Annotated in this window: 9 protein-coding genes and 1 pseudogene; 2 read left to right on the top strand and 8 right to left on the bottom strand. The window is 61.5% G+C overall.

Annotation, left to right across the window (positions count from 1 at the left end):
- The 8 genes from OC610_RS16335 to OC610_RS16300 all read right to left on the bottom strand — a co-directional run.
- On the bottom strand, positions 1-873 hold an 873-nt coding region (locus OC610_RS16335; protein WP_264429051.1), incomplete at its 3' end, for a nucleoside hydrolase.
- A 29-nt stretch (positions 874-902) separates the two neighbouring features.
- Positions 903-1,307 (bottom strand): D-ribose pyranase, encoded by a 405-nt coding sequence (gene rbsD, locus OC610_RS16330; RefSeq protein ID WP_030142126.1) that lies wholly within the window; start codon positions 1,305-1,307, stop codon positions 903-905.
- Complete coding sequence (gene rbsK, locus OC610_RS16325; RefSeq protein WP_264429049.1) at positions 1,304-2,218, bottom strand: ribokinase; 915 nt, start codon at positions 2,216-2,218, stop codon at positions 1,304-1,306. Before rbsK ends, rbsD begins: the two co-directional genes overlap by 4 nt.
- A 24-nt stretch (positions 2,219-2,242) precedes the next feature.
- Complete coding sequence (locus tag OC610_RS16320) at positions 2,243-3,262, bottom strand: LacI family DNA-binding transcriptional regulator (RefSeq protein WP_030142124.1); 1,020 nt, start codon at positions 3,260-3,262, stop codon at positions 2,243-2,245.
- A gap of 3 nt (positions 3,263-3,265) precedes the next feature.
- The gene (locus OC610_RS16315) at positions 3,266-4,243 is read right to left on the bottom strand and encodes an ABC transporter permease (RefSeq protein ID WP_030142123.1); all 978 of its coding nucleotides are present in this window, start codon (positions 4,241-4,243) and stop codon (positions 3,266-3,268) included.
- Positions 4,240-5,793, bottom strand: coding sequence for a sugar ABC transporter ATP-binding protein (locus OC610_RS16310; protein WP_264429047.1), 1,554 nt, complete (start codon positions 5,791-5,793; stop codon positions 4,240-4,242). Before OC610_RS16310 ends, OC610_RS16315 begins: the two co-directional genes overlap by 4 nt.
- Before the next feature lie 55 nt (positions 5,794-5,848).
- Positions 5,849-6,808: a sugar ABC transporter substrate-binding protein gene (locus tag OC610_RS16305; RefSeq protein WP_264429046.1), complete on the bottom strand. Its 960-nt coding sequence runs from the start codon at positions 6,806-6,808 to the stop codon at positions 5,849-5,851.
- 133 nt (positions 6,809-6,941) lie between these two features.
- On the bottom strand, positions 6,942-7,388 hold the full coding sequence (locus tag OC610_RS16300) for a hypothetical protein (protein WP_198796072.1): 447 nt from the start codon (positions 7,386-7,388) through the stop codon (positions 6,942-6,944).
- Positions 7,389-7,567: 179 nt separating this feature from the next.
- On the opposite strand from OC610_RS16300, the gene OC610_RS16295 reads away from it, so the two are divergent.
- Positions 7,568-7,867 carry a DUF1654 domain-containing protein gene (locus tag OC610_RS16295; RefSeq protein ID WP_198796012.1) on the top strand — a complete coding sequence of 100 codons (300 nt, stop codon included), beginning with the start codon at positions 7,568-7,570 and terminating at the stop codon, positions 7,865-7,867.
- Positions 7,868-7,872: 5 nt separating this feature from the next.
- Positions 7,873-8,145: pseudogene (locus OC610_RS16290) on the top strand (deoxyribonuclease); the annotation flags it as partial.

Below are 8,145 nucleotides of genomic sequence, written 5' to 3'. Positions count from 1 at the left end.
GTTGACCGAACGACCGCTAAACAATTGTGGCTTGAGCAGGTAGGCAATCACCGTCGCGTCGTGCACCGGCCCCCCCGTCATCCCGTAGTGCTCCATGTCGCCCTTGACGTATTCGTTGAGGATATCGCTGACCAACTTGCTGGCGTTGTTGTTGAGCGCTGCAATCTGCTTCAGGCGTGCCTCGCTGGTGAGGATCTTGTGGGTCACGTCCAACGGCAGATAGGTCAGCTTCACGCCGCTCTTGGCAACCACTTCGGCAGCGTGGGGATCGGCGTACAGATTGAACTCGGCCACCGGCGTGATATTGCCGCCGTTGAAATGCGCGCCGCCCATGATGACCACTTCCTTGATGCCCTGGACGATCTCCGGTTCCTGGATCAGCGCAAGCGCGAGGTTGGTTTGCGGCCCAAGCATGGCGATGGTGATGCTGTGCGGCTTGGCGGCCTTGAGGGTGTCGATCAGGTAGTTGACTGCATTGCCCTGGGCCAAGCCTTTCTTCGGCTCATGCACGGTCACACCCGACAGGCCTTCCTTGCCATGGATGTTTTCCGCGTAGATCGGCGTACGCATCATCGGCTTTGGCGCACCGGCATAGACCGGGACCTCTTCGCGCCCTGCCCACTCCCGGGCCAGGCGCGCATTGCGAGAGGTCTTGTCCAGGCGCACGTTGCCTGCGACCGTGGTCAATGCGCGGATATGCAGTTCTTCGGGCGACGCCAGGGCGAACAACAGCGCAACCACATCATCGGCGCCCGGGTCGGTGTCGATGATCAGGTCGATTTTTTCTGCCGCCTGGGCGCTTGCGGTGGTGATCAGGGACAAAAGCAGCAGACTCCGCAGCAGTTGATGGACTTTCTGAGCATAGCGGTGCATGGCGCACTCCTTGTGCAGGTGGGTAAGACTCAGAACGTGACGCCCGCGACCAGCACCACGTTGCAATAGGGAGAGCACTCTCCCGTGCGGATAATCGCCCTCGCCTCGCGGCTGAGCAGCTTGAACTGTTCGTGGCTGACCAGCTCCCGCGAGCCCAACGCGCCTTCGGCATGCAGCGCCTCCAACGTCGCCAGGGCCGACGGTTGCTTATCCAGGATTTCCTCGGCCAGTACGTGGCTCTCGACCTGCATTTCGCTGAGCACCACCTTCAAGGTACTGACGAAATCAGGAATACCATGGGTCAGCGCCAGGTCGATCAGCTCGACGTGTGGCGGGACCGGCAGGCCGGCGTCGCCAATGACCACTTTGTCGCCATGGCCGAGGGACGCAATCAACCGTGACATGGCCACGTTCAGCAACGGAGTCTTTTTCATGATTTGAACGCCTGTACTTCCAGCAAAGTGGGGATGGAGGGCTGAGCGCCCGCGCGAGTGACCGACAGCGCAGCGGCGACCTGACCAAAACGAATCGCCTCGACTTCGTCCTTGCCGCTCGCCAGCGCGGCTGCGAAGCCACCGACAAACGTATCGCCGGCCGCCGTGGTGTCCACGGCCTTGACCCGTGGCGCGGGGAAGTGCTCGAAGCTCGAACCATTGGCGAACATCAACCCTTGGGCGCCCAGCGTCACGATCACTTTGCCGGCGCCGGCGGTGATCAACTGCGTGGCGGCGGCTTCGGCGGTTTCCAGGGAGTCCACCGCCAGCCCACTCAGGACCATCGCTTCGCTTTCATTGGGGATCAGGTAGTCGACGTAGGCGTACCATTCGGCCGGCAGCGCACGGGAGGCCGGCGCCGGGTTGAGGATGACGGTCTTGCCGAGTTCGCGTCCGCGCTTGAGCGCATGCCCCACAGTGGCATCCGGCACTTCGAGCTGACAGATGATGACATCGGCGCTTTGCAGCACGGCGTCGAAACGCTCGAGAACCGTTGGCGTCAGCTCGCCATTGGCCCCGGCGACGATGACGATCGCATTCTGGCTGTTGTCATCGACCACGATCAGCGCCACACCGCTGGAGCCGTCCACGACGCTGACCGCCTGGCAATCGATGCCCTCGGCCAACAGCGCACCGCGCAGTTGCTGGCCGTAGGCGTCACTGCCGACGCAGCCGACCATGGACACCTGCGCCCCCAGGCGCGCGGCGGCCACCGCCTGGTTGGCGCCCTTGCCACCTGGAATGGTAGAGAACGACTCTCCGATCAGGGTTTCACCACCGCGAGGCAGACGCGGTGCGCGGGTCACCAGGTCCATGTTCAGGCTGCCTATTACCACTACGTTTGCTGGCATTGCTTCATTACTCATCTATTCGGTTCAGCGGTACTGGGCGAATGTGCCGGACAGCGGTGCAGTCGATTCTCGCAGGACAATGCTCGGCGTCACGATCCGCTGGTCAGTGACGAGCCCCGGCGTAGCGATGCGTCGCAGCAGGACTTCTGCCGCCATCTCGCCAAGCTGCAGGATCGACTGCCCAACCGTGGTCAGCGCCGGGTAGACATAACGGCTCATCTGGATGTCATCGAAGCCGATGATCGACAGCTCGCTGGGCACGCGCACGTTGCGTTCGGCGGCGGCGCGCAGCGCACCGATGCCGATCATGTCGTTGGCGGCGAAAATCGCGCTGGGCGGTTGCTGCTCAAGCAGTTGCGCCGCGGCCCGATAGCCGCCGGTACTGGTGAAATCACTTTCGAGCATGCGCTCCACAGGCAGCTCGATCCCCGCCTCTTTCAGCGCACGGCAATAGCCCGCCAGGCGCATTTGCGCCACGCTGGTGTCCGCCGGACCACCAATAAACGCAATGTCACGATGGCCCAGCTCCAGCAGGTGCCGAGTCGCGAGGTACGCGCCGTACTCGTGGTCGATGCGCACCAGGTCCGCGTCCACGCCATCAAGCCCACGGTCAACGATCACCATGGGCGTGCGCACGTTGGCCAGCCCTTCGGCCAAGCCGACATCGCCCCCGGCCGAGGCCACGATCAACCCGTCGATGCGTTTTTCCAGCAACACCCGCAGGTAACTGCGCTGCTTGTCCGGGTTGTCATCGGAATTGCAGAGAATCACGCAGTAACCATTGCGCTCGCAGTAATCCTCGATCCCCCGAGCCAGTTCGGCGAAGTACGGGTTGAGGCTATTGGGCACAAGCAGGCCGATGGTGGCCGTGGTCTTGGCCTTGAGCGAGCGCGCCACGGCGCTGGGCACGTAGTCCAATCGCTCGATGGCAGCCTCGACCTTGCGCCGCACCTCGTCACTGACCGGTCGCGTCTTGTTCACCACGTGGGACACGGTCGTGTAGGAAATGCCCGCAAGCGCCGCCACATCCTTGATCGTCGCCATGGTTCAAGCCCGCCGACTGGCGCGCTGGCTGCGGTACGTGTCGAGCACCACCGCCACCACAATCACCGCGCCGGTAATGATGCGCTTGGTCGGCTCCGTGGCACCGATCTGCGCCAGGCCCGCCGCCAGCACCGAAATGATCAGCACGCCGAAGAAGGTGCTGATCACCGAGCCGCGCCCGCCCATCAGGCTGGTGCCGCCGATCACCACGGCCGCAATGACCTGCAACTCAAGCCCCGAACCCGCGTTCGGATCCGCCGCTTCCAGGCGCGAAATCTGGAACAGCGCCGCAACGCCAGCCAGCAACCCCATCAGGCTGAACACCAGGATCTTGTAGGGTTTTGGGTTGATCCCTGCCAGGCGCACGGCTTCCTCGTTGGTGCCGATGCCGATCAGGTAGCGACCGAACACGGTGCGGGTCAGCACCGCCTGGGCAATGAAGATCACCAGCAAGGCGATGATGAACGAAGGTGAAATGCCAAAGGCGATCGGGTTGGACAGCCAGGCGAACGAATCGCCGATGTAGGCGGTCCGCGAACCGGTCATCTGGTACGCCAGGCCCCGGGCCATTTCCAGCACGCCCAGCGAGACGATGAACGATGGGATACGCCAGGCCACGGTAATCGAGCCGGTGACCGTCCCCGCCAGCGCCGCCACGGCCATGCCAAGCAAGGCCGACGGCCAGACGCTCCAGCCCCAGCCGAGCACCGCGACGCTGACTGTCGAGGCGGCGAGCGCCAGCACCGACCCCACCGATAGGTCGATGCCACCGATGATCAGGATAAAGGTCATGCCGACGGCCAATACCATCAGGTCCGGAATCTGGTTGGCAAGGGTGCTGAAGGTGTCATAGGACAGGAAGTGGCTGCTCAGGACCGAGAACAGCGCGACCATTGCCAGCAAAGCGCCAGCCAGGCCCAGGTAGGTGCCGAGGCCATAGAAATTGCCAGTGGATTTGCCAGCGGCAGGTGCGGTTTTCATGAGAGATCCCTAGGCGCCGCTTCGTTGAGCAGCGCATCACGTTTCTGGTAGCCGGCGAACGCGGCGGCAAGCAAGTCATCCTGGGTCCAGCTGTCGCGCTCGAACGTATCGATCAGGCGCCCGGCGGACAACACGCCGATGCGATCACAAATCAGCATCAGTTCCCGCAGGTCACTGGAGACCACGACCAGCGCCTTGCCCTTGCGAGTCAACTCACCGAGCAATGCATAGATGTCGAACTTGGCGCCGACGTCGATGCCACGGGTCGGCTCGTCAAACAGCAGCACCGAGCAATCGCGCTCGAGCCAGCGGCCGATCACGACTTTCTGCTGATTGCCGCCGGACAGTTCGGACACCAATTGCGTCGGGCTCGAGCTGCGGATGCGCATCGCGTCGATCTGCCGCTGCGCCAATGCCACCTCGGCGCTGCCATTGACCAGGCCGGCGCTGGAAATCTCCGGCATGTTCCCCAGGGCGATATTCGCCGCGATGGATTGGGTCAGCAACAGGCCTTCGCCCTTGCGATCCTCAGTGATCAAGGCGATGCCATGGGCCACCGCATCGGCCGGCGACCGGATGCTGACGACGCTGGCCGGCGAGCCCAGCGCCACAGTGCCGCTGTCGGCCGCATCGGCGCCGAAGATCAACCGCAGCAGTTCGGTGCGCCCTGCCCCGATCAGCCCAGAGATGCCGAAGATCTCACCGCTGCGCACTTCAAAGGACACGTCGCGGACCTTGTCGGACCGGGTCAGGCCCTTCACGGTCAGTGCTGGAGCACCGATCTGCCGTGGGCCCAGGTCGATGTGCTCGCCCAACTCGCGGCCGACCATCAACGTGACCAGTTGCTCGCTGTTGTAGTTGGCCATCGGCTCGACGCAGACCAGGTTGCCGTCGCGCAGCACCGCAATGCGCTGGGCGACCCGCGCCAACTCTTCGAGGCGATGGGAGATGTAGATGATCGACACGCCGCGTGCCTGCAGGCGTGTGATCTGCTCAAAGAGCATTTCGACTTCGCGGGCCGTCAGCATCGCGGTCGGCTCATCGAGAATCAGCACATGGCAATCGCCGATCAGGTTGCGGGCGATCTCGACCATCTGCTGGTGGCCAATGCCCAGTTCGCCGACCAGGGTGTCGGGATCGATTGCGTCGAGCCCCACCTGGGCCATGGCCTCGACCGCCGCCTTGCGCAGTTGCTTGCGGCTGATCCAGCCACCGTGGCTGGGCAGGTTGTCGAGGAACAGGTTCTCGGCCACGGACAGGGTCGGCAGCAGGTTGAGTTCCTGCATGACCATGCGCACGCCCAGCGATTCCGCCTGGGTCCGGCTGCCGGGGCGGTAATCCTGCCCCTGGAATTGCATCTGCCCGGTCGTTGGCGTGACCAGGCCACCGATAATCTTGGACAAGGTACTTTTGCCGGCACCATTTTCGCCGGTCAGCGCCAGCACTTCACCGCGCATCAACGTCAGGGTGATATCGCTCAGTACCGGCTGGGCATAGGTCTTGCCGATACCGCTGACGCACAGGACAGCGTTCGGGTCGCGAACGGACATAACAAACTCTCCAATGCGCTCGCCCGGACGGGCGAGCGCCGTTGTGTCGCCAGGGTTACGGCTTGGTCACCAACTCGACCGGAGTTTCGATGACGCCGTTGGCGCCGCTGTCGACTTTTTCACCCTTGAGGATCTTCAGCGCGGTCTCGATACCGAACACAGCCTGCTTGGCAGCGAACTGATCAGCAGTCGCCAGGACACGACCGTCCTTGAGCATCGGCTTGATGGCATTGATGTTGTCGTAGCCGACCACTTGCACCTTGCCCGCCTTGCCAGCAGCGCGCACGGCCGAGACCGCGCCGACCGCCATGCTGTCGTTGCCGGCCAGCAATGCCTTGATGTTCGGGTACTCGCTGAGCATCGACGAGGCAACCTTGTTGCCCTTATCAATTTCCCAATCACCAGACTGCACAGAAACGACCTTGATGTTTGCCGCCTCCATCGCATCCTTGAAGCCTGCGGTGCGTGCCTGGGCATTGGTGGTGGTCGACACGCCTTCGATAATGCCGACCTCGTCACCGGCCTTGAGCTGCTTGGCCAGGTATTCCCCCACCAGGCGAGCGCCCTTGCGGTTGTCCGGACCTACGAACGGCACGTTGATGTTCTTGTCCTTGACCACTGCCGGGTCGAGCTGGTTGTCGATGTTGATCACGGTGATACCGGCGTCGACGGCTTTCTTGATCACCGGCACCATGGCCTTGGAATCGGCCGGCGCGATAATCAATGCATCGACTTTGTTTACGATCATCTGTTCGACGATGCGAGTCTGGCCGGCGGTGTCGGTTTCATCCTTGATCCCGTTGGAGATCAGGTCGAAATCGGCGGAGTGTTCCTTTTGATACGCCTTGGCGCCATCTTCCATGGTCAGGAAGAATTCATTGGCGAGGGACTTCATGACGAGCGCGACCTTGGGTTTTTCCGTGGTCTGGGCGAGCGCCGAGGAGAAAGGCAGCGCTGCGGATGCGGCCGCGAGCATGGCGACGGCGAGAAGGCGTCCAGCGAATGGCAGCTTCATGGGTTCACTCCGATTTTATGATTATTGTGAGCAAAATCGTCGCACGGCAATCGCGCAAACGTTTGCGTGGAATGAACTATGGTAAAGCATCGGCGTTTTGTCAACGTCCCGTTTTCATCGGGAACCTCATCGATCAAGCCGTGGTGTTGACCAGCGAACCCGAGCTGGAATCTTTCGCCAGCTCCTTGATCAAGCTGCCCGTAACCTGCTGCAGCGCGCCGGTGGTGTCGGCGATCTGACCCTGGATCGACAGGATAGCAGTCGTCTTGGCATCAGGCGTCGGATAAGGACGCGCCTGTGCCGCGGCAAGTTGCTGTTGTTGCTCGCGCAGTTGCTGTTGCAGCTCCTGCATGCGCTTGAGCAATATTTTTGTGGCAATGCTTTGGTCGCTGTCGCTTTTTTCGGTCTTGCTCTCGGCTTCGGTCGCCAGGTTCGCACGGACCTTGCCAGGCGCTTGCGTTTCGCCAAGGGCCTCGTCGGCTGCGTCGGCGCTCGCCTCGCTCAAGGCATTCAATGTGGCTGCGGATTTTCCGCCAATGGTGATGGCGGCGGCATTTGGAAAGCCGATTGAAATGGACATGTCTCGCTCCGTGAAAGAATTTCCTACAAGCAAGATCGTCCGCCAGGGAATTTTCTTTAGGCCTCTGGCGGAATCTGCTGAAGACAAAGGACCTTTCTCGATAAAAAAATCCTTCTTCCTACATCAAAACGCAAAAAGCGCTGTCAGACGATTTTCTTGATTTTTAAGCAGTTGCGTAAATGCCTACAAATAAATACTGTATGCACGTACAGCTTAATAAGGATAATCCTGTGGCCACGCCCTCCGCTGCAACTACTCCCTTAGATTCCTATTCACGACTCGGTCTTCGGGTCTCGAAAATCATCAATTCCCCCTCCGCACAAAAAGCCAAGGCTGCGCTGATCTTCCGCCTCCCTGATGAGCCGGTGGATGAATGGGAACGCTTGCTGGAAGAAATCGACGAGAACGACAACGTCACCCTCGCTTATCGCGACGATGGCGGCGTGCAGGTTTTCTGGGTTGTGCCGAAGGAAGATTGAGCCTGATGATTGTTCGCTGTTTAGCTTTATCGCTCGTCTTCGTTGCCATGGGCGCGCAAGCCGCTGCTCCCCGCACCTTCAACGAAGCCAAGAAAGTCGCCTGGAAACTCTACGCCCCGCAATCCACCGAGTTCTACTGCGGCTGCAAATACACCGGCAATCGGGTGAACCTGGCGGCCTGCGGTTACGTGCCGCGCAAGAATGCCAGTCGCGCCGCGCGTATCGAGTGGGAGCATATTGTCCCGGCGTGGCAGATCGGCCATCAGCGTCAATGCTGG

Source organism: Pseudomonas agronomica, assembly GCF_025917275.1.
GTDB classification, from domain to species: domain Bacteria; phylum Pseudomonadota; class Gammaproteobacteria; order Pseudomonadales; family Pseudomonadaceae; genus Aquipseudomonas; species Aquipseudomonas agronomica.
The sequence above is the reverse complement of the archived record's forward strand: the minus strand, read 5'-3'. Positions and strand labels throughout refer to the sequence as shown.

Coding starts and splice junctions, on each gene's coding strand:
- OC610_RS16320 (WP_030142124.1), bottom strand. CDS start 3,262: ATGGCGACGATCAAGGATGTGGCGGCGCTTGCGGGCATTTCCTACACG.
- rbsK (WP_264429049.1), bottom strand. CDS start 2,218: ATGCCAGCAAACGTAGTGGTAATAGGCAGCCTGAACATGGACCTGGTG.
- rbsD (WP_030142126.1), bottom strand. CDS start 1,307: ATGAAAAAGACTCCGTTGCTGAACGTGGCCATGTCACGGTTGATTGCG.
- OC610_RS16300 (WP_198796072.1), bottom strand. CDS start 7,388: ATGTCCATTTCAATCGGCTTTCCAAATGCCGCCGCCATCACCATTGGC.
- OC610_RS16295 (WP_198796012.1), top strand. CDS start 7,568: ATGCCTACAAATAAATACTGTATGCACGTACAGCTTAATAAGGATAAT.
- OC610_RS16310 (WP_264429047.1), bottom strand. CDS start 5,793: ATGTCCGTTCGCGACCCGAACGCTGTCCTGTGCGTCAGCGGTATCGGC.
- OC610_RS16315 (WP_030142123.1), bottom strand. CDS start 4,243: ATGAAAACCGCACCTGCCGCTGGCAAATCCACTGGCAATTTCTATGGC.
- OC610_RS16305 (WP_264429046.1), bottom strand. CDS start 6,808: ATGAAGCTGCCATTCGCTGGACGCCTTCTCGCCGTCGCCATGCTCGCG.